This is a genomic window from Pradoshia sp. Z5_111 (assembly GCF_058267535.1).
Genome location: NZ_JBZCPQ010000001.1, coordinates 413,928 through 435,356, shown reverse-complemented (window position 1 = coordinate 435,356; position 21,429 = coordinate 413,928). Strand labels below are relative to the sequence as shown.

Sequence of the window (21,429 nt, the reverse complement as noted above, 5' to 3'; positions counted from 1 at the left end):
TAAAATGCGGTTTGGGCACCTTATATTTAAAGGAGACGTGATTTACGATGGCCAAACGCAGAAAGATTTTAGTACCTGAATCCAGGGAACAATTAGATCAGCTGAAAGCAAAAGTGGCGCAAGCCGACCACCCGGACAGAGCAAAATATGAAGTAGCTAAAGATCTTGGCATTCCCCTCAATGAAGGATATAATGGTCGCATTGCTGCAGCAGATGCAGGAAAAATCGGTGGTAAACTAGGTGGAAGCATGGTGAAGGAATTAACCAAATTGGCAAAGGAAAATATATTGAGGCAATAAAAAAAGCCTCTCAGGCTTCAAAAAAAGTTAAGTGAAGAATTATAAAAGCTGAAATTTATAGAGCTACAGAGTTTTTCAACTATTTTGTTAACTCCCAAAGATACAAGTTGATTGCTGGTTAACTCAATTACAGCTAATCCTTTGTTTCCTAAAATTACCAAATGATTTAATTTACTTTACTGTACTCAGACGCAACCGGAAGATCGCCAATTGCTATTGGTAAGGCCCTTACTTGTAATAATACAGCTGATTTCAACAACGCTGTCATAGAGTAAACTTCCTGATTGCTCCTTTATTCATTGACAACTTATTGTAATGCCTTTCTACCCATCAATTCAATGATAATACATATAGGCAAAGGCAAACCTTCTTTTTAATTTGTCAACGCTTTTACTCTGTCCAGTTTTTATTTGCCATCTTCCATATGGGTAAACCATGATCCCTTCACAGCCAATTTATTCCTCATACATTTTTATAAATTCTTCTATCAATTCCGGTGTGTAACTCGCTTCTTTCATATAATTCTACAAATTCAGCAGCCATATTCTTAACTGTCAAGGTTTTCATCAGATTATTCTGTGCAAGTAGCATTAAGAATGATACATTCATAACTTCTTCTTCCGTTTCTTTCTGTAATAAAGAAACTTGCGTTTGATGAGCCATTAGAATAGCATCTGTTGATTCTTTCAATTTTTGGTGAGCTAGGCTATAATCTCCGTGCTTCGCTGCAGCAATTGCTTCCACCGCACAGCTTCGACCGTCTCCACCATGGAGAATTAACCTGAATTTTTCTATTTCATTCATCATTTTCCCTCCATTTAGATAGATTTGATATTTTATAATATTGCAGTCCTCCTCTCTGATTCTCCTGCTTTATCTTATGCTATCCATATTTTCATATGTTTTAATACGTATCAGATTGGAATTTCCAATCAATATTCCATAGTCGAAAAATCATTCATAACGTTGATAAAACAATACCCTTTTTAAAAGCTTACTAACCAGAAATTTCAAATGCACTAAATCTCATAATCATCAGCATTCATAAATAGTATTTTCATATAATATAGTACCTTGGTTTGAGTTATTTATATCTGACGATCCTAAGATTTTTATGATAGGATAATCATCCAATTAATACTGAACATCTGATCTTGAGTCTATATCACTCTCTGTAAACCCTGTTCAGTTTCGTAGGTATACATATGGTTAATATGAAATATCTAGAAGAGTCAGATACCATATTTATTTTTCAGAAATAAAAAAGGGAAGGCCTCAGCCCTCCCTGTTATCATCTGTGTTAATCTCTATAATAGTAAACTAGCTCCCTCAGATTACTGAATTCGGTCTGGATTTATGTATATGTTTTCTCTCTTCTTTGGTAGAAGTAACTCAACTATAGCTATTCATCTCTAGAAATATCCTTCTAATTTAGGACTATTTCTTTTTAAAAAGCAGGAATAATTGAGGAGTATTAGCCGTTACAAAAATCATCATAAAACCTTGAAAAACATATTTCCAAGGCTTTGGTGACTCCCTTATTTAGATTTCTGCTTTCTCATTTTCCGTTCTTGATACTTCGCTTCAGCACGATTATACAGCTCTTTTTCAAGCTCGGTTTCAGGCAGTACTTTAGGAACTGAAGAGGGCTTTCCATCTTTATCAATCGCAATCATGGTCAGGAATGCCTCAGACGTTAGTCTTCTTTCTCCAGTCATCAGATTCTCTCCTTCAACCCTTACATACACCACCATTGAGGTATTGTGTGACCAAGTAACAAACGCCTCCAAACAGATAGCCTGCCCAGATTTAATAGGAGCATGAAAATCGAACGAATCACTTGAAGCTGTAACCACTGGTTTTCTACAATGACGCATCGCAGCAATTCCTGCAATTTTATCAACATACGCCATTACCTTACCACCAAAAATCGAATTGTACTGATTTGTATCAGCAGGTAAAACTAAATCAGTCAAATAAGCTTTTGAATTACTTGGTAATTTGCCTTCATCCAACATGGCGCTCGACCCCTAACCTATTATATTCTATTTATCCCAATATACTACACATAGAAAAAGACTGCCAAATGACAGTCTTTTTGTTTAGCTTACTTAATTTCTCATAAAGCGTTTTGCTTACAAACACCAATAAAATGTCTTAACAATTGATCCATGCTGGCATCATGTTTACGCAATTCTTCTGGATGAAATTGAGTTGCCATAATTGAATCATCAATTCCTTCAAACGCTTCTATTAATCCATCTTCAGCCTTCGCGACTGGTTTTAAGCCTTTACCTAACTCTTTTATGCCCTGATGATGAAAACTATTCACATCCATTTTATCCTTTTTGACAATACTATATAGTTGGCTATCCTGTTCTAAAAAAACTGTATGAACTGGCTCAGGCCGCTCTACATTTGATAGATGCTCCAAATCATCAGAATTATCATCTTCTTTATCTTCTTCAACATGCTGGTAGAGACTTCCACCTGATGCTACATTAATTAAATGTGAACCCCTGCATATTCCAAATAACGGTTTCCCTTGCTTGCGTGCTTCTTCAATGATTTGGAAATGTGATTGATCTAGCCCCTTATGTGTGTCTCCTAAATCCTCACTTGGTGGTTCATTGTAAAATATCGGATTCACATCAATACCACCCGTTAATAAAATCCCATCAACCATCGAAACCCAAATCTTAGCGAGTTCCTCATTACCCAATGGAAAAATCAATGGAATTCCACCTGTTTTTTTTATTGCTTCTGAATAACTTAAAAATACAGTTGTTGTATTGTTTCCTTCTATTTTTAATATATTACTTGTTAACCCAATAATCGGTTTATCATTTTTCATATCTAAATTCCTCCCTTAATCTCTCACTTCTATTCCCATTAAATATTATTTTTACTCTAGAAATATTTGTAATTTATTCAACTAACAAAAAATAGCAGCCCAATGATGAGCTGCTATCATATTAATATTAGTGTATGTTTTTCTTTTCAAAGTTACCGCCCATAACATCAGAAACGTTCTGAATCGCTATAAAGGCATTTTCATCAATATCATGTACAACATCTTTTAATTTAGCCAATTCCAGACGTGTCATTACGCAATAAACCATTTGCGTATCTTCCTTTAGGTAGCCACCCTTTGCATAAATAAACGTGGTCGATCTTCCAAGGCGATCCTGAATAGCCTCTGAAATTTCTGCATATTCGTTGGAAATAATCGTTACAGATCTAGATTCATTTAAACCTTCAACTACGATATCCATAACCTTAGCGGCCATATAATACGCGAAAATAGAATACATTGCAGAATCCCATTCAAACACGAAACCTGCAGCAATAAAGATGAAAACATTTATGAACATAATGATTTGTCCAACTGGCAATCTTAATTTCTTAGATAATAAAATCGCTATGATTTCTGTACCGTCAAGGGCGCCTCCCACACGAATAACAATCCCAACTCCAAGCCCAAGAATCAATCCTCCAAATAACACCGCAAGGATTTTCTCATCTGTAAATGGCTCAACATGATGCAACATTGCTGTACTAATAGAAAGCACGGCGATACCATAAATAGAGGAAATCGCAAAAGTTTTTCCTATTTGTTTGTATCCAATATATAGGAATGGCAAGTTAATAATAAAGATGAATAGTCCCAGCTGTAGTTTGGTTATATGCGAAAGCATGATAGATATCCCAGTTATTCCACCATCAATGACACTGTTTGGTACCAAGAAGAGTTCCAATGCGACAGCCATCATGACTGCACCAAGTGTAATGAAGAAAAATCTCGTTAGTATTTTAAATATAGATGCTTTTTTATGTGTTTTTGGCAAAACTGTTCCTTCTTTCTTTATAAATATTTATTATTTGGATTGATAATCACTGAATTTTTGAAGAATAGAATTTAATACCTTAAGCTCGTGTTCATCCAGTAAAGCTGCATATTTTTTTAAAACTTCTCGGGAGTTCTCTTTTGCCTGTTGAAGAACTCGAACCCCTTCTTCGGTAAGTGTTACAGCGACAGATCTTCTATCCTTCTCATCTTGAACTCTTGAAACAAACCCATGCTGCACCAGCCTTTCGAGCATGACGGTGATCGCACTTGGTTTCACATTGAGGATTTTCGCTAAATGTTTAACGTTCGTTACTTTTTCTTTTTCGATTTTATTTAACAAATGAAATTGCGATCCGGTAATCCCCAAATCCTGATGCTGCGTAATCTCCGACATGATTGTTCTAATTGTAGAAATCAATATACTTTCAAATTCTTCTATTTGATTCTCTTTTCCATCCATCCTATATTGCCCTCTCTCACATCGAGAATAAATTTAATTTTTTCGCTTAATTATTATACCATATAATAATTAAACACTTTAACTATTTTTTATATACACTTTCCAAATTAGTATCCACCAAACAAAAATGCAAAAAAAACCGTGGTTACCCACGATTTTCTTTAAAAACTTATTATTTATACGCATGTATCTGGCTTTCTTCTTTGACTTCCTTTATCCAATTGAATGGATCTTCTACTTTACCATTTTGTATCCCTGTGATGGTATCATATAATTTTTGCGTTAACGTTCCTATTTTCCCTTTGTTGATGGTTAAAATTTCATTATCCCATAATAATTCACCAATTGGCGAAACTACTGCTGCTGTTCCTGTCCCAAAGGCTTCTTCCAATTTCCCATTTTTATTAGCCTCAATAATCTCCTGCATAGAAACTCGACGTTCTGTAACTGGGATGTTCCAATGTTGTAATAGCTGAATAATTGATTGACGAGTCACACCATCCAATACACTGCCGTTTAATGCAGGCGTGACAACCTCACCATTTATTTTAAAGAAGACGTTCATGCTTCCGACTTCTTCGATATACTTTTTCTCAATTCCATCAAGCCAAAGCACCTGTGAACAGCCAAGTGCTTCTGCCAGCTCCTGCGCTTTAAGACTGGATGAATAATTACCGCCTGTTTTGGCCATCCCTGTACCGCCCTTTACAGATCGTACGTAATCTTTCTCAACACCAATTCGAACGGGATTGATTCCCTCTTTATAATACGCTCCCACTGGTGACAAAATGATTATGAACTGATAATGCTTGGACGGTGCAACACCCAAATAAGGTTCTGTTGCAATAATAAACGGCCGTATGTATAAAGAAGTACCTTCCCGGTCCGGAATCCATTCACGATCAATATCGATTAGGATTTCCAATGCCTTGATAACAAACGACTCATCTATATGGGGGATGCATAAACGATCATTAGATTTGTTCATCCGTTCAAAATTCTTTTCCGTTCTAAACAGAAAAACCCGATTATCGTGAGTACGATATGCTTTTAGCCCTTCAAAAACCGTTTGTCCATAGTGAAAAGTCATACAGGAAGGCTCTAGTGTAATAGGTTGATAGGGAATAATCCTCGGATCATGCCACCCACCCAATTCTTCATCATAATCCATAATAAACATATGATCCGTAAAAATTCTTCCGAAGCCAAGTGTTTCAGGATTGGGCTTTTCTTTTTTATAATTGGTTTTTGTGATAGAAATTAGTTGAGTATCCATGTGATGTCCCCTTTAAATTGTCAGAATAATTAATAAAATTAATTGTACTCCTCAAATTGGGAACCTGCAAGTAGCAAGCTTAATATTTATAAAAATAATCCAATTCAACGACTATTTCTTATAATCAAATGTTTTAGCGCTCCGAGCTCATAATGATATATGGATGTATACGACCTGTACTATCTTTTCCTAACTTATCAATCTGCCAGTTATGATAATTAGCCTCATTCACATTAATCATTTGAAATGCATCAGCTTGATTGGAGCTGGATATTACATATTCCTCATGTGAGTTTGACTTTCTTTTAATATGGAAGAGATAGAGAGGTTGTTTAATTAAATTCTTTAATCCCAATAATTCTTCCATTTTCCTTTCAAAGGCATCCAATTTTTTTAAAGTATGCTTACTATTTTCACAAGCAGCATCCTCGTCACCCAAATCATGTACTACTGTCTTATGTTCGCCAAATTGATATACCAATCGGGTAACACAAGTCGGGCTATCTGGCACAATTTGTGCAGTAGTATTATAGATGAAGTTTTTGTAATCGAATGACAGCAAGAGATCTTCAATTTTTTTTACTCTTTGCTTAGAAACCGTAAAGTTCTTAACGCCTATATATGAAACATACTTCTCACCCTGCCAACTTACATGCCCTTCACTTGTGATGGTTGCCTGATAAATCGGGGATTTGCCAAGACATGATGTCCGCGAGATGGAAAATTCTTTAAACAACTTTTTCATTTCCTCCTATTAGTCCAAACTGATTCTTTAGAGTGCTAGATGTCTATATATATTTATCACCGTGCTCAAATTTCAAACATTTTCCAGATAAAATAGTCTACCATATATACTATGAAAGACCAATACCACTTATAATAATCCAACTGACACATTAATTAAAGACCAAAAGTATCTATTTAAGGCCGGCTATCATACAAATAATATGAGTTAAATTTCCTAATTTATATAATATGTCTCTTTAGATATAAGTTATCATACTTTCGGGAGAGCGTATTTTACTTGGTGAAGAAATTGAATAGAGAATAAGCTGATCTTTCTTGACAATATCGAGGAATGTTTCTGTATGGATTTCTGCCAATAAATTAAAATCAATCACTAAGCTACTATAACACATCTGTATAAAATTGATGTTTCAGATAAATATGCTAACTTTAATTTTACGAAAATTAGAAACAGCAATCTTTCTTTTGGACAAATTTTATCTGAAAGAAGTGCTGGCTCATAAGCAGAAAACAAACTATAAGAAAGCCCGACTTTTATTCAATAACACATTTACTTATACAGGTTCCGCAATAAGGATAAATCGATGATGTGTTACATCAAAGTACCCATCCGCCTGAATAATCTGGTGGATTATATATCATACATCCAAATAATGATCCAACTCAAAACTCGGTACTTTCCAAGGAATGGCTTTTAAAAATGATAAAAGCACCAACGTCATATAAACATTGGATTAGATAGGCTTCTGGCTATAAACAACAGTCATATCATACTTCCGGACTTCTTTCAGTGCTATTTCATCGAATTTTACCCTTTAACAGATGATTTTATAAATCATTCTGTCAAAATGGGAGACCGCGGCATAGTTTTCTCCGTTATTATTGTTCATATTCCAAATTTCGCATAATTATCCCACCATTAATATCCATATTATATATATTTTATCATAATATAGAAAATAATTCGTGAACTTTTTCCGAGATTAAAAGTCACTCATTTTGTATATCCTATACTTGATGTCCTCAAAAAGGGACATCAGAACGTATCCTACTGATGGGGTGATAAGCAATGAGTTACCGGAATCATTTAGATCCACACTCTTCTCTTTTTCACCATAACTGGACAAGGCGGAAACGCTCAAAATCACAGGTTAACGGACATACTGCAATGTCCCAAACCAATATCATTTTGAGGAGCAATGCGAAAGCTCACCGCTGGTAAGGATGCTTTCAAGCAAAAAGACGCCGTAATTGGCGTCTTTTTTACATTACAATTCATCAAATCCATTTGTATCTGTTGTTTTTGTATACTGTCTTGATTTCTGCTCAAAGAAATCCGTCTTGCCTAAATCCACTTCCTGATACGCAACAATCCATCTTAATGGATTTTTGTTCGGAACCTCTGGAAATGGAGATCTTCCATACCCCAATTGATTACAACGCTTATTGGCCATAAATTGGATATATTGTTCGAGCTCAGCCATTGTAATTCCTTCAATTTTATTCCCAATAACTTTATGACCCCATTCAATCTCAAGCTCTGCTGCAGTTCGGAAGGTTTCAATCGCAAAACTTCTCAATTCTTCTGTATTTGTTTCGGGATGTTCAGCCAAAATTTCTTTAAAAATCTTCTCAAACAGCCCAACATGGATCTGTTCGTCTCGATTTATATAATTAATCATCGTCGAAGTTGCCACCATCTTTTGATTTCTGGCCAAATTATAAAAGAAAGCAAAGCCTGAGTAAAAGAAGAGCCCTTCCAGGATTACATCATAGATAATCGATTTAAGCAGATTTTCGATAGTTGGATTTTCTGTGAAATCTCGATAGCCATCAGTAATAAAATCATTTCGTTTACGCAAAATTTCTTCGGTTCTCCAATATTCAAAAACTTCATCTTGCTTGCTTTTCTGAACAATACTTGACAATACATAGGAGTAGGAATGGTTATGAATAACTTCCTGCTGCGCCAGCATGATCATCAAGGCATTCAGTGATGAATCGGTTAAATAGTCGGCGACTTTACTGGCATAGTCAGACTGGATACTATCAAGCAATGCCAACAAGCCTATAATTTTCAGAAAGGATTCTTGTTCAATTTCCGAAAGATTTGGAAATTGTTTCGCATCATTTACCATATTGATTTCAAAAGGTGTCCAAAAATTAGATAGCATTACTTTATATTTAGGATATGCCCATGGATAGCGAACATCGTCCCAATTTAAAATATTCGAATTTCTGCCATTAATAATGCCTGTTGAGCTATTCGGTGCATCCCGATCGACTAATTTACGTTTTTCCACTATTGTTTTTGTATCCATTATATTTCCCCCATCCTTATTGGCAGCTTTCGCATTCTTCTATAACAGCGCTTGATGTAGAACGTACATAGTATGTTGTTTTTAATCCGGTCTCCCATGCAAGCAGATGCAAGTCTAATAACTCACGTGCTCTAATATCGTTACGGACATACAAATTAAACGAGATTCCCTGATCGATATGTTTTTGACGACGTGCGTTTTGGAGAATACTCCATTTTTGGTCAATTAAATAAACGGATTTATAATACCACATCGTCTCCAGATTCAAGTCAGGTGCAGTCACTGGAATGCGGTAATTCTTCTTCTCTTCGGAATATTCCCTTCTGAAAATCGGATCAATTCCGGATGTAGAGCCGGCAATAATCGCAGTTGAAGAATTCGGTGCCACGGCCATAAGATAGCCATTTCGAATTCCGGATGTATGCACTCTGTTTTTCAATTGATTCCAAGCATCTGAATCATAGCCTCTTTGGTCAAAATAAGATCCGGTCTCCCAATCAGATCCTTCAAAAAATGGGTAAGCACCTTTTTCACCAGCTAAATCCACACTTGATTTAATCGTTAAATAAGCGATTTTTTCATATAATCGGTCACAGTATTCAACGGCTTTCTCTGATTCCCAGGCAATGCCCTCAAGCGCTAATAAATGATGCCAGCCAAATGTCCCAAGTCCTATAGCACGATAATTTTTATTCGTTATATTTGCCTGAATGACCGGGATATTATTTAAATCAATGACATTATCAAGCATTCTCACCTGTATCTTAATTAAGCGTTCAAGGACATCTTCCTTTACAGCTTTGGCAAGGGCGATAGACGAAAGATTACATACAACAAAGTCACCCGGTGTTTTTTCAATAATAATTTTCCCATCCTCGGTTCTTTGTTCAATAACTTTGGTAGCACTTTGATTTTGCATAATTTCCGTACATAAATTACTGCAATATATCATTCCTTTATGGCGATTAGCATTAGAGCGGTTGACCGTATCCCGATAAAACATATAAGGTGTTCCTGTTTCAAGCTGAGAAATCATGATCGCCTTAAACACTTCAATGGCAGGTATTTCTTTTTTGGAAAGCTGCGGATGTTTGATACATTCAGTATATTTTTGTCTGAATTGGCCATCCCCTGCTTCTTCATCAAAATAATCTTCAAGAGAATATCCCATTACTTTTCTTACTTCATGCGGATCAAATAAATACCAGGTACCCCGCTCCTTGACCATTTCCATAAATAAATCCGGAATGCATACACCAGTAAATAAATCATGCGTTCGAAAACGTTCATCCCCATTATTTAAACGCGCTTCGAGGAAGGCAAATATATCCTTATGCCAAACATCCAGATAAACTGCAATGGCACCCTGTCTTTGGCCCAGTTGGTCCACACTGACGGCGGTATTATTTAATTGCTTCATCCATGGTATAACTCCTGAGGAAACACCCTTAAATCCTTTAATATCACTGCCTCGCGCTCTAATTCCCCCTAAATAAACACCTATTCCTCCGCCATTTTTAGATAGATTGGCAATATCGGTGTTTGAATCATAGATACCTTGTAAACTATCATCAACAGTATCGATAAAACAACTGGATAATTGGCCATAGCTTTTCCCAGCATTAGCAAGCGTAGGAGTTGCCACCGTCATATATAGATTAGATAAGGCCCAATATGCTTCTCTTATTAATTCGATTCGCTGTTCTTTAGGCTCATTGATCATTAAAGTCATGGCAATAATCATAAACCGTTCCTGAGGAAGTTCATATAAGCTTCCATGATGAGATTTGGCTAAATAGCGATCTGCCAGTGTCCGAATGCCAATATACGTAAACAACTGATCTTTTGATGGATCGATGACTGCTTCGAGTTCATTGATTTCGTCTTCCGTATATTCATTTAACAATGCTGGATTATAAATCCCCATATCAGTCAATAGTTCAACAAGCTGATGAAAGCTCCCATATTTGTGTGTTAAATCATATCCCCGGCTTTTTGAAGCTTTATCATATAACTGGTCTAAATAAATAGTTGCCGCCACAAATGTCCAATCAGGCTCATCAGCAGAGATACGCTCTACGGCGCTTAGTACCAGTAAATTCACCAACTCTTTCTTGCTATAGTCAGACTTATACTCAAGTGCTGTCTTGATTTTTTCTAAGTATTCCTCTGCTGAATAGATAGATGTATAAGAACTAACACATTCCTTTATGTATGTTTCTATGCTTTTTAAATTTATAACTTCCAGACTTGCATAGTTTGATTCGTAAGATACTGCCATACTAAATTCCCCCTTATTGTTTGCCGATAAATCGATTAAAAACGTCTGTTCCCTCCACGCAAAAAATCCCATTGCCTAAAAATAAGCAATGGGAAAGAAATAATAACAAGATCGAACTGTTCAATATTGCTATTTCATCCGTTCCACCTTCATTGCTCCCGATAAAGGCAAACCAGTGAAAAAGGCAGGTCTCCTGACTCATGCTTCGCTTTACTCTAAGTCCTTCCCATAGATTTCTCTACAGTGGTTTACTTATTTCATCAGCATTTACAGTTGCGGGTACAGTTCCGGATTTTAACCGGATTCCCTATTAAGTCGAATTACGACACCTTAAACACGTTAAACTCAATATATAGTATTTTAATTTAAAACAATAACAACATATAGAATTATAAATCTTATATGTGAAAATAGCAACTAAAATTCCGACAATTTATTTAGGCAATTGCTGGAGAAATTGATTGATAAATGCTTCGGATTTCAATCGAATTCCAATGTATGGCGGATGAACACGTTTATTGGCTTCAAGAGGAACCCCCAACCACAATACTTTTTGGTCAAGGATGACAAATGTGAAGCTTGGCCCATTCTGAAGATGGATATCCGGATCCAAATAGGAATGGGAATCTGGAGAATACATCATCAGTCTTGTTCTTGAGTTCCTCGTCTTCACTCTTTGAACAAAATCCGATGATAACACACTGGAATTTGGCAAGGAAAGGATAATGGAAGATTGGGCTTTTTTTAAATCCTGATAGAACCCTTCCAAATTTCTTGCATAAATCCATTGTAATTTTGGATGATGGTTGGCAATCCATTTGCCTATTTGATCCATATTGACCATTTGATTCCGTTTCATTTGATATTGAACGAGCTGATGAAGAGTTTTTGTATGCGAAACTTTTGATTCTATAAACTCCACATCGCTGACATGAATCAGTTTCCCTTTTGTTCTGGTAATTGCAACATTTAACAGCCGTTCACTTTCCCTGCCCGTTAAAAGCATCCCTGCCCGATTTTGCGGATAACTATCTACACTATCAAATACCATTACTTCCCGTTCACTTCCCTGGAAACGATGGACAGTGGCAGCCAATATATCATGCAGGCCGTTCTCTTCCTCATATAGATCTTTAATTAATGTTTCCATCAATTGTGCCTGCGCACGATAAGGGGTTGCATAACCGATTGATTTACTCCCATTGCTGTAGGCTTCATGAATAACCTGAAAGGATAACAATAGATTCATCAAATTCATTCTAGAACCAGAGGAAGTGCCCGTAAAGCAGTGTTCCCCTGTGAAGCTCGTATTTAACAGTACGGAAGCACGATCTACAAAAGGTGTTTTTGAAACGATATCTTTTTTGTTTATATGAACACTTGGATGATCGCCAACCAGTGAATTATAGACATATTGGTTCGTAAAAGCGGAGATATCCGGATGCATTCTCCTCTGTTCCTTTAATAAAAACAGATGAGTATGAAGTTTTCCTCCTCGTGCAATATCAGCAACACCGGCACGATGGAAGATATCCTCCTTCAGCCAGCGGTCTACAAGCTCTCCCCTCGAAACCGCAATAGGAGGCAATTGCTTAAAATCTCCACAAATAATACAACGCTTGGCGAGAGAGCCGGCAAAGGCAATTTGCGGGATAAAGGCCATACTGGCTTCATCAATGATAACTAGATCATACTCTTGTTCAAAAATACTCGGGTCCATTGCTGCTTTCGCCAAGGTAGTCCCAACAATGAAGGCATTTTTGACTAAATGAATTTCTTTTTGCCTTATTTTCTCTAAGATTCTGCCCAGTTTTTTTTCAAGGTCAAGAAGCTGCTCCGAGTCACGTACGCTAAAAGACAGAGACAGATCTTTTTTTAGCAGTTTCTTTTCTTCAGCAATCGAATCCCTTTCCTTCACTAAATGTCCATCATGACTTTCCAATAATTTAGCCGGCAATATATCCCCATGCATCAGAAGACCCTCACCAGTTTGAGAGCCGTAACGTAAAATATCTCCTTCATGAAAACGATCCGCTCGTTTAACAAATGCCGTAATTTCGGCAAGCAGGACATCCACAGCCTGATTACTGTGAGAGAGAACTAATATACGTTTCTTTTTAAAATATTTATTGGCTGCCGTTCGTGCTAAAGTATACGTTTTTCCTGTTCCTGGCGGTCCCCAAACATATGTGACCGGGTTATATTTTGATCTGGCATATAATTCGCGTACCGCGCTTTTACTTGTTTTGTCCGTTCGTTTATCAGGCATGGAAGGCTCCATAATCCGTTTAACCCGACTTCTTTTCCGCTTACTTTTCCTGATATCATCCAGTCTTTCAATTAGCTGATCTAAAAGTTCCCATGGGTCATGATAAATCGTAGCCTCTTCAATCAATTCACCTATTGATTGTTCAAGAGACAGAAGCAAACTATTGCCCTCAGACGATAGGATTCTGGCATCAAACCGACTCCCGCCCCATTCCAGCTTAGAAATCGTTCCAACAGGTATACGCAAAATACTGGATGACTCAAAATAGTACGTAAAAGAATCACCTGACATAATCTTATTGCCATTCATCAGGTGATAGCGGGTACTTCCATATTTTTTTAAATACTGAATCTCTTCTTCAAGTGCTTCCTGCCATTCTTCAATATATTCTTGTGTTGAATTCATTCTTTGTGCCCCTCAAATCATAAACCTAAATTATCTCTAATTTGATAACTATACCATACAAACTAAAACTAGAATAGTCGATGGCACATACTCACCTAACCGAAACATGCATCCAGACACCGTATTGTTTCTCGTATTAAGGGGTGTATAGTTATGACATTTTGTTTATGATTTTTTTGTAAAGAGTTGCTTAAGTGATTCAAAAAAACCTGTCTTTTTTTCTGTCTCCTCAGTATTAGTTTCTTCCTGTGCCGGTTCTTTTAATGTAATGTTATCGTTATTAATTGCATGATCATAGGCCAATACCAAACCATTAGGTGAATTATAGTCTTTATTGGTCACGATTTTAAATTGAATCCCATGTTCATCTGCTGCTTTAACGAATTTCGATAGATGGGAATAATTAATGTGGCCATTTAAATAAAGCTTAGCGCCCTTATTTTTTTTCAATAGGTCAATAAATCCATGTGGGATTTGTTTTTGAAAAACCTGAGCCTGTGTTAATGCGACAACCACACGTTCACGTAAGCTCCCAAGAAATTCTTTCCGTTCAGCAGGCTTTATTTCTTTAACGCCATGTATCCCTTCCTGTAAGTAATCATCTACTGTTTTCTTATTCATTTTATTTCCTCCTTGAATACTAATTAACATATGTAAATCGTTCTTAACTTGAGCTTATGTATTAGTTTGGTAAAATGCCTTCTCAACGATTCCCTATTTAAGAAAACCTGATTAGCCTCTTTACTATTTTTTGATTGATCCGCCAGCATTATGTATTTAAAGCTCGCTATTTGTGTACCATTATTGATATATTCAACCGAATCCCAGGTATGAATATATATAAAAAGACACCTGTTAAAAAACAGGTGCCTTGTTCGAAAAAATTGAGGCGAGTCACCACACTCCACATAGTGTGTACCATAAGGTATGTGCTCGACTTACACAATTCAGCTCATCGCATATATTAATATAACATCATGCCAGATATTTTGCAAGTAAAACTTACGATAATGCTTCTGTTAATGCTGGAACTACCTGTTTCTTACGGGAAACAACCCCTTTTAGAACAGCTGTATTATTTACCAATGTAACATGGAAAGCTTTTTCAACTGCTGCAGCTTTTTCACCAATAGCAAGGGCAACAGAATCATTTGTTAGGATATCTGTTACAACTAATAGGAATAAATCCAGACCCTTTTCATTAATAGCTGCCTGCATAGCTGCTTCGAGTTCTACTTGCTTCGCCATTACATCGTTTGTATCAACTGCATTCACTTGTGCAATTTCCACTTTTGATGTGCCCATGGAGAACTCTTTAGCATCCAAAGAAATTAATTCTGCAATAGTTTTCTTGCTTAAATCTGCTCCAGCTTTTAACATTTCCAATCCGTATTCTTCTGCATTCACACCAGCTATTTCAGCCAATTCTTTTGCAGCAGCAACATCCTGCTCCGTGCATGTTGGGGATTTGAATAATAAAGAATCAGAAATAATAGCGGATAACATTAAGCCAGCCACTTCTTTTTTGATCTGAACGCCGTTTTCTTTGTATAGCTTATTTAAAATGGTAGCTGTACATCCAACCGGCTCAGCACGGTAGTACAATGGATCCGCTGTTTCAAAATTAGCAATGCGGTGATGATCAATAACTTCTAATACTCGAACCTGATCGATATCATCCGCACTTTGCTGTCTTTCATTGTGATCCACAAGAATTACTTCCTGAGTTTCTTCCGCAACCTTCTCAACCAAACGGGGAGCTGCCACTTTAAATGCATCAAGTGCATATTGTGTTTCACCATTAATGGCACCAAGTCGAATCGGCTCTGCTTCAACACCCAACTCTTTTTTTAATTCAGCATAAGCGATTGCTGAACAAATTGTGTCAGTATCTGGATTTTTATGTCCAAAAATCAATACTTTACTCATTTACAAAAACTCCCTTAATATAATATGTACTCCATTTACCAGCGCAAATGGAAACTCCTTCGACCATTATACCTGAATGCACAAAAATTTTTAAGTTTTTGGAGCAATTTCATTTGAAAACAGGAAATTAATTTTACCGTCCTTCCATTCAATCGCCGCGTCAAATGATTTTTCTCCTTTTTTAAATCCTTTTATGACATTGGTTTTCCCATCTTTTAATAATTTCTGCATATTGGTTTGGGAAATCTTTTTTCCGAGAATTTTTTTCGAAAACGTAAATTTACACTGGTTTTGCCTATAATTCGCACATCCATAAAATTCACCCTTATCGACTATATCCCCTTTACACAGCGGACAGGCACCTACCTTTTTCCCTGTTGTAAACTTAGAAGAGGTACGTTCAATCGTTTCAACCTTTAATCCTGAAAAATCCCAGGTTTCAAAGCCTTTTACAGCATCTTCAATGATTTTGCCTGTTAATTTCTTTGTCTGCTCCATAAATTGAGCAGCTGATGCTTTCCCTTGCCCGATTTCGGCCAAGCGCTGCTCCCATTTAGCTGTCATTTCGGGTGAAGCCAATATCTCGTCGCCTATCGCTCTGATCAACACTTTCGCTTTATCGGTCGCAAATACTTGATTCTTTTTAACATCTATATATTTTCTATCCTTCAGCATCGTAATAATTCCCGCTCTTGTTGCTTCCGTTCCCAGTCCTTCTGATTTCATTAGCACTTTTTCGAGTTCTTCATTATCAAGATGCTTACCGGCCGTTTTCATTAACGTAATTAATTGTCCCTCGGTATATCGTTTAGGCGGCTGCGTTTTTCCTTCTTTTACTTTAACGCTTTTCACTTTGCCTTCATCATCTTTTTGTACATTCGGAAGGATGGTATCTTCATCCTTTTCTTGCTGGAAAATAATTTGACGCCAGCCTTCCCGTATTTGCTGCTTTCCTTTTGAAATGAACTCTGCCCTTCCATCTACTAATGTTATGAGGGTTGTATAGTCAAAGATGGCAGACTCATAATGGGCAGCAATTAAACGACGCACAATTAAATCATAGATATTCCTTTCTTCTCCTGAAAGCTTCGCTGGATTCGTCACCTGTTCAGTAGGAATAATCGCATAGTGATCCGATACTTTCTTTTCATTAACGAACCTAGAGTTATTAATAATAGATCCGTTTGGAACCGGTATGAATGATTTATATTCCTCGAACTGAGCAAGTTTCGAAAGGATCTCTGGAAATGTCTCCGCCTCTCCTTTAGTCACGTAGTTTGAATCACTCCGCGGATAAGAGACAATTCCTTTTTGATACAGTTTTTGCGTAATATCCAGTGTTTGTTTAGGAGAATACTTATACATTTTATTGGCGGTTGCCTGCAGGGCCGATAAATTAAATAATAATGGCGGCTGGAATTCTTTACGCTCCGTCTTCATTTCTACAATTTTTGCATCTTTATTTTTACAAAAAGCTGCAATATTTTGAGCCATCTCCTGCTTATCCAGCCTGGACTCTTGATCCTTTTCCCATTTTCCTTCATAAATCTGCCCATTTATATCAAACGTAGCAATGACTTCCCAAAATGGCTTAGATTCAAATTTTTCAATCTCCAATTCCCGTTTCACTATTAAAGCTAGTGTAGGTGTCTGTACTCTTCCTGCAGAGAATACATCATTCATACCTTTTTGTTTAAGCAGCAAGGAATATGCTCTTGATGCATTCATGCCAACAAGCCAATCTGCACACGATCTTGTATAAGCTTCATGATAGAGAGGTATAGTTTCCTGGCTGTCACGGAGGCTGTTAAATCCTTCTAATATGGATTTTTTCGTTAAAGAAGAGATCCATAAACGCTTCATCGGTTTACGAACGCCGCTCACCGCAATGATATTGCGTACGATTAATTCACCCTCTCTCCCAGCATCACCTGCATGGATAATCGATTCGACATCTGGTCGCTTCAATAATTGCTTGATAATGTTAAATTGCTTTGTTTTTGATTTTGTCACTTCATATGTAAATTTATCAGGGATAATAGGCAATGTGGCAATAGCCCATCTTTTCCACTCCGGTTTATATTTCTCCGGTGAGGATAATTCGGTTAAATGTCCGATGGCCCATGAACATAATGCCCCTTCCGGAAATACTTCATTAGGAGCAATCTCTAAATACCCGTCCCTTTTTTTGAAAGAGAATGGAGAAGCCAGCGTAACTCCTTGATCCGGTTTCTCCGCAATAATCAATGGGATTCCCATTTTCAGGTCAAACTCCTTCTATGAAAATTTGTTCATTACTTTAGCTTAAAAATCTAATAAAAAAGTCCACTTGCTAATAGTATCATTTTTATTTTATTTTTAAAGATACTTCTATTTTACTACAAGGATTCTGAAAAGTTTAAACTGGTAATTAGTGGATAACCGTTATGGATTAGAGTATATTTAAAAAGCATATATTTCTTCGTAACTCCTTGACTATCAACTTTTTACCAAAATTGTGGAAATCTTATAGATACAAGTTTTGGAGCAATTACTAATAGATTAGATTAAAAAAGGAGGTTTTGTATAGAGACTGGGCATCTTCCTCAAATAAAGAAGGCATTGTATAACTCATGGTCTTTAAAATCAAGTTGGAAATGGACTAACCTTATACCGGTAGAGGGTCAATGCGGTGTCACTGCATTAGTTGTCCAGGATTTATTAGGCAGCGAAATAAGCCTGAGGGTTGGCATTTTTATAATTTTATAGATGGTAAAAGATATGATTTTACAGCTTCCTAATTTAAAAATGATATTGGATATATGGTTGTCAGCTCAAATAGAGAGGAAGCCTTTTCAGACACCAATGAAACTCAAACAAGCAGTAATCAACTATTTAAATGCATAAAAAAGAGGCTCCGCTAAGTTTTGTCAACAACTCAACGGAAAGCCTCCCTCCTTCTACATACTATTGAATAAACTTGCCATTAAGTTGCAGGCAGTTCATCTCCATTATATTCATCTTTAATTTCTCCAACGATTTCTTCCAATATGTCTTCCATCGTGACCAAGCCGGCTATAGTGCCTTTTTCATCTACAACGATAGCCATGTGCATCCGACTTTGCTGCATTTTTAATAATACATCCTTGATATGAGTAGTTGATTTCAAACGCGGCATATCATGAATAAAATCCTGAATCGGTCTTTCACGCCCTGCTGCTATATTTGTCAGCATTTCTTTCGTGTTAATAAATCCAACCAGAAGATCTTTATCGCTATTTTCCGTAACAGGATAGCGAGTATATTCATAGCGATCAAGCGTTTCAAGAATTTCTTCAAGAGACATTTTCTTATCCAAAGTGACAATTTGATTTCTTGGAATCATAATATCTTTTAAAATACGTTCATCAAATGCAAAAATGTTCTCTAGATAAGCCAGCTCAGTTTGATTAATCTCTCCGCTCTCATAACTTTGAGTGACAATTAGTTTCAATTCTTCTTCCGAATGGACTGTATCATGTCCAGCAGGCTGTACACCAAAGATTCGAAGGATAAATTGTGCAGAACCATTTAATGCATTAATAATAGGTTTTGTTACTCTTCCGAACCAATATAGCGGCGGCGATAAAAGCAAGGATAATCTTTCTGCAAATTGGATTGCCAATGTTTTAGGAGCAAGTTCACCTATAACAACATGCAAGAACGTGACGATGGTAAGAGCAATCACATAGGAGAGGACAGTAGATACTGATTCTGAGATCCCCCATTCATCAAATACAGGATGGAGCATTTTTTCAACTGTTGGTTCACCCAAAGCACCTAATATTAATCCTGTAACCGTAATACCCAATTGACATGCTGACAGGTAATAGTCCAGATTCTCCGCAACTTTTTTGGCAAGAACCGCCTTTTTGTTGCCTTCAGATATCAATTGTTCAATTCTGGACATCCTTACTTTCAAAATGGCAAATTCAGCACCCACAAAGAATGCAGTAAGCCCTATAAATATAGCTACTAAAAATAAATTTAAAGCGATTGATCCGTCCAATTATTTCCCCCATAAAGGGGGATTCACCTCCAAGAATAGTAAAAAAATTTGTTGTTCCAATAATTCTTTTGATTATTTCTTAACCTTTTGAGTAAATAATACTTGTTTAATTTGGTGGTTATCCATTTCCTTGACAGTCCATAGATGCTTACCATGCTCTAAGGAATCGCCGTTTTGAACAGTATCAATTTTTTGATATTGAATCCAGCCTCCGACTGTATCTATATCTTCACTGTCCTCAAACTCTAAACCAAACAGTTCCTCCATCTCACTCAAAAGGACTCGTCCATTAATCATATATTGGTTTTCTCCGACTTTACGGATATCGGCCACTTCATCAGCGTCAAACTCATCGCGAATTTCTCCTACGATTTCTTCCAGCACATCTTCCATCGTAAGAATTCCTGAAGTGCCTCCGTATTCATCAATGACTAAAGCCATATGTACCCGTTCCTGTTGCATTTTCAACAACGCATCCTGTATATGGGTTGCTTCAAGAACATAAGGCAAGTCCCTAACAAATTCTTCAAGTTTACGTTCTCTTTTGGCAGCAATATGAGTCAGCATTTTTTTCACATTTACTACTCCGGCAATCTTGTCTTTATCCCCATCTTCAACAACCGGATAACGTGTGTAGTTATGTTCATCAATAATGCTCACGATTTCATCATAATTCATATTCAAATCGAGCGTAACCAATTCAGTTCTTGGAACCATAATATCCTTGGCAACACGTTCATCAAACGAAAACACGTTTTCCATGTATTCCAATTCCGTTTGATCAATTTCTCCACCCTGAAAGCTTTGAGTCATAATAATCTTTAGTTCTTCTTCAGAATATGCCTCTTCATGTCCTGCAGGTTTGACTCCAAATGCACGAAGAATTACTCTTGATGTCCCATTTAATGCTTTAATAAATGGTGACAACACTCTGCCAAACCAATATAAAGGCGGTGAAAGCATTAATGTAAGTTTTTCAGCAAATTGGATGGCAAGCGTTTTAGGCGCCATTTCCCCCACTACAACATGCAAGAAAGTAACCAGTATAAAAGCAATTGCATAGGACGATGCAGATGCAACTGTGTCTGGCACATTAAAAAGATTAAACAAAGGATACAACAGACCTTCAACCGCTGGTTTACCCAGTGCACCAAGTCCTAAAGTGGTTACGGTAATACCAAGCTGACAGGCAGAAAGATAGTAATCGAGGTCACTTGCTACTTTTTTAGCAAGCACCGCTTTTTTGTTTCCTTCTGAAATTAATTGATCAATACGGGACATCCGAATTTTTACGACCGCAAACTCAGATGCTACGAAGAACCCTGAGGCTCCTATTAGTACTACAAGTAAAACAAGATTGATTATCGTGGTTATGTCCAATTATTTCCCTCTTAAGAGGGATTCACCTCCAAATTATTTTTAAAAATTATTACTAGTTTAATAGTTCTTTACGTTTTGTTATTAGTTTTGGTAACATCCTTATTATCTCTAAATACTCTTCTGCATGCAAAAGACCAAGCCGAGAATGTTAAATGCTCTCAAATTGGGTGAAAATATAATTAAAG

General features: G+C 36.7%; 17 protein-coding genes, 1 pseudogene and 1 riboswitch. Of the genes and pseudogenes, 3 read left to right on the top strand and 15 right to left on the bottom strand.

Going from position 1 to position 21,429, the window contains the following annotated elements; translation table 11 throughout:
• Nucleotides 1–47 precede the first annotated feature (47 nt).
• Nucleotides 48–299, top strand: a complete 252-nt coding sequence (locus AC4D4A_RS02125; protein ID WP_066103579.1) for an alpha/beta-type small acid-soluble spore protein — start codon at nt 48–50, stop codon at nt 297–299.
• 462 nt (nt 300–761) lie between these two features.
• On the opposite strand, the gene AC4D4A_RS02120 is transcribed toward AC4D4A_RS02125, so the two are convergent.
• The 7 genes from AC4D4A_RS02120 to AC4D4A_RS02090 form a co-directional block, all read right to left on the bottom strand.
• On the bottom strand, nt 762–1,103 hold the full coding sequence (locus AC4D4A_RS02120) for a PTS sugar transporter subunit IIA (RefSeq protein WP_490994367.1): 342 nt from the start codon (nt 1,101–1,103) through the stop codon (nt 762–764).
• Between the two features lie 734 nt (nt 1,104–1,837).
• Entirely contained in the window at nt 1,838–2,317 is a 480-nt protein-coding gene (locus tag AC4D4A_RS02115; protein ID WP_490994366.1) for an acyl-CoA thioesterase, read from the bottom strand.
• A gap of 101 nt (nt 2,318–2,418) precedes the next feature.
• Nucleotides 2,419–3,153, bottom strand: coding sequence for a gamma-glutamyl-gamma-aminobutyrate hydrolase family protein (locus tag AC4D4A_RS02110; protein ID WP_490994365.1), 735 nt, complete (start codon nt 3,151–3,153; stop codon nt 2,419–2,421).
• Nucleotides 3,154–3,280: 127 nt separating this feature from the next.
• Nucleotides 3,281–4,147, bottom strand: a complete 867-nt coding sequence (locus tag AC4D4A_RS02105) for a YitT family protein (protein ID WP_490994364.1) — start codon at nt 4,145–4,147, stop codon at nt 3,281–3,283.
• Between the two features lie 30 nt (nt 4,148–4,177).
• Entirely contained in the window at nt 4,178–4,609 is a 432-nt protein-coding gene (locus tag AC4D4A_RS02100) for a MarR family winged helix-turn-helix transcriptional regulator (RefSeq protein ID WP_490994363.1), read from the bottom strand.
• A gap of 172 nt (nt 4,610–4,781) precedes the next feature.
• Complete coding sequence (locus AC4D4A_RS02095) at nt 4,782–5,885, bottom strand: branched-chain amino acid aminotransferase (RefSeq protein WP_490994362.1); 1,104 nt, start codon at nt 5,883–5,885, stop codon at nt 4,782–4,784.
• Nucleotides 5,886–6,018: 133 nt separating this feature from the next.
• Complete coding sequence (locus AC4D4A_RS02090; RefSeq protein ID WP_490994361.1) at nt 6,019–6,621, bottom strand: DUF6438 domain-containing protein; 603 nt, start codon at nt 6,619–6,621, stop codon at nt 6,019–6,021.
• Between the two features lie 1,080 nt (nt 6,622–7,701).
• Between AC4D4A_RS02090 and AC4D4A_RS02085 the strand changes: the two genes are divergently transcribed.
• Complete coding sequence (locus AC4D4A_RS02085; protein WP_077248014.1) at nt 7,702–7,854, top strand: YpzG family protein; 153 nt, start codon at nt 7,702–7,704, stop codon at nt 7,852–7,854.
• Nucleotides 7,855–7,900: 46 nt separating this feature from the next.
• On the opposite strand, the gene AC4D4A_RS02080 is transcribed toward AC4D4A_RS02085, so the two are convergent.
• From AC4D4A_RS02080 to AC4D4A_RS02055, 6 genes are all read right to left on the bottom strand, one after another.
• On the bottom strand, nt 7,901–8,953 hold the full coding sequence (locus AC4D4A_RS02080; protein WP_490994360.1) for a ribonucleotide-diphosphate reductase subunit beta: 1,053 nt from the start codon (nt 8,951–8,953) through the stop codon (nt 7,901–7,903).
• 16 nt (nt 8,954–8,969) lie between these two features.
• Nucleotides 8,970–11,234, bottom strand: coding sequence for a ribonucleoside-diphosphate reductase subunit alpha (locus AC4D4A_RS02075; protein WP_490994359.1), 2,265 nt, complete (start codon nt 11,232–11,234; stop codon nt 8,970–8,972).
• Between the two features lie 166 nt (nt 11,235–11,400).
• Nucleotides 11,401–11,582, bottom strand: a riboswitch (cobalamin riboswitch).
• 85 nt (nt 11,583–11,667) lie between these two features.
• Nucleotides 11,668–13,908 carry a DEAD/DEAH box helicase gene (locus AC4D4A_RS02070; RefSeq protein WP_490994358.1) on the bottom strand — a complete coding sequence of 747 codons (2,241 nt, stop codon included), beginning with the start codon at nt 13,906–13,908 and terminating at the stop codon, nt 11,668–11,670.
• 165 nt (nt 13,909–14,073) lie between these two features.
• Nucleotides 14,074–14,529, bottom strand: coding sequence for a YueI family protein (locus AC4D4A_RS02065; protein ID WP_490994357.1), 456 nt, complete (start codon nt 14,527–14,529; stop codon nt 14,074–14,076).
• Nucleotides 14,530–14,910: 381 nt separating this feature from the next.
• Nucleotides 14,911–15,837, bottom strand: a complete 927-nt coding sequence (locus AC4D4A_RS02060; RefSeq protein ID WP_490994356.1) for a manganese-dependent inorganic pyrophosphatase — start codon at nt 15,835–15,837, stop codon at nt 14,911–14,913.
• Between the two features lie 90 nt (nt 15,838–15,927).
• Nucleotides 15,928–18,090, bottom strand: coding sequence for a DNA topoisomerase III (locus AC4D4A_RS02055; protein ID WP_490994752.1), 2,163 nt, complete (start codon nt 18,088–18,090; stop codon nt 15,928–15,930).
• Between the two features lie 312 nt (nt 18,091–18,402).
• On the opposite strand from AC4D4A_RS02055, the pseudogene AC4D4A_RS02050 reads away from it, so the two are divergent.
• A pseudogene (locus AC4D4A_RS02050) lies at nt 18,403–18,740 on the top strand (YunG family protein).
• Between the two features lie 62 nt (nt 18,741–18,802).
• Here AC4D4A_RS02050 and AC4D4A_RS02045 read toward each other — a convergent pair.
• Nucleotides 18,803–19,864, bottom strand: coding sequence for a hemolysin family protein (locus tag AC4D4A_RS02045; RefSeq protein WP_490994355.1), 1,062 nt, complete (start codon nt 19,862–19,864; stop codon nt 18,803–18,805).
• Between the two features lie 72 nt (nt 19,865–19,936).
• On the bottom strand, nt 19,937–21,244 hold the full coding sequence (locus AC4D4A_RS02040; protein WP_490994354.1) for a hemolysin family protein: 1,308 nt from the start codon (nt 21,242–21,244) through the stop codon (nt 19,937–19,939).
• Nucleotides 21,245–21,429 lie beyond the last annotated feature (185 nt).